This window comes from Streptomyces solincola (assembly GCF_002982015.1).
GTDB classification, from domain to species: Bacteria; Actinomycetota; Actinomycetes; order Streptomycetales; family Streptomycetaceae; genus Streptomyces; species Streptomyces solincola.
The window spans coordinates 1-1,054 of sequence record NZ_PVLV01000032.1; the positions used below are offsets into that span (position 1 = coordinate 1).

General features: G+C 77.3%; 1 protein-coding gene. It reads right to left on the reverse strand.

Features of this window, described 5'->3' with window-relative positions; translation table 11 throughout:
* Positions 1-43 precede the first annotated feature (43 nt).
* A complete protein-coding gene (locus C6N75_RS02170) occupies positions 44-937 on the reverse strand; it encodes a hypothetical protein (protein WP_105867121.1) in 894 nt (297 codons plus the stop codon).
* Positions 938-1,054: the final 117 nt, after the last annotated feature.

The window sequence follows — 1,054 nt, forward strand, 5'->3', positions numbered from 1 at the left end:
AGATGTGTATAAGAGGCAGGGGCTCGGGCGTGGGGGCCGGGGCTCAGGCGTGGAACGGCAGGCCGGCGTCGGCGACCAGCTCGGTGTCGTCGTCCTCGGGCGGCGGGAGCAGGGTGGCGGTGCCGTCGCCGACCGGGACGACGCCGAGGTCGAGGAGCTCGGTCAGGGCGGCGCTGCCGGCCATGTCGCGGACCTGGAGCTGGTAGCGGGCGGTGGTGCGGTAGGAGCCGCCGCCCTCGTCGCCGGTGCGCTGGAGGAAGCCGGAGTCGGTGAGGAAGGCGACGGCCTTGCCGATGATGCCGGTGGTGGAGCCGGCCAGCCGGCGGGCGTCCTTGGTGGCGCCGGTGGCGCTGCGGCGGGTGTAGACCCGCCAGGCCGCCTCCAGGCCGGGGGCGCCGGTGGCCGGGTCGGTGTTCTCGCCCTCCGCTTCGGCGCGCTCCTCCAGGCGGTGGCAGGCCTGGCGTACGAAGGCGTCGACGCCGTTGACGGTGATGCGGCCGATGTAGCCGTCGTCGGCGAGGTCCTCGGGGCGGGGGAAGGCCATGGCGGCGACGGCGAGATGGGCCAGGCCGTGCAGGAAGCGGTCGGCGGAGTCGGCGACGGCGCGGCGGGCGTAGTCGCCCATCCGGACGGCGAAGACGGAGTCCTCGGCGGCGGTGACCGCCATGCCGGCCCGGGGCGAGACCTCCAGCACGACGAGGCCGAGCCCGGTGGCGACGGCGTCGGCGAGCCGCGCGAACGCGGACTCCTCGCGGTAGCGGCGCAGCAGGTCGGCGTACTCGGCGTCCCGGGCGGGCAGCAGCTTGGGCTGAAGCCCGAAGGAGACCAGGCGGGCCGCGTCGGCGGCGTCCGCCGGCGTCACCCCGCCGGACGCCGGCGCCGGGGTGGCGACGGGCTCGCTCCACGCGTCGGCGGGCTCTGCGTGGTGGTCGCTCACGGCTGGTGCTCCTTGCTGGGATGGGACGGCGGTACGGCGGTCTCGCGGGGCGCCGGGGTCGCGGCGGGCCCGTGCGGGCGGCCCGGGCGGGGCGCACGGCCGGGCAACCGCCACCGG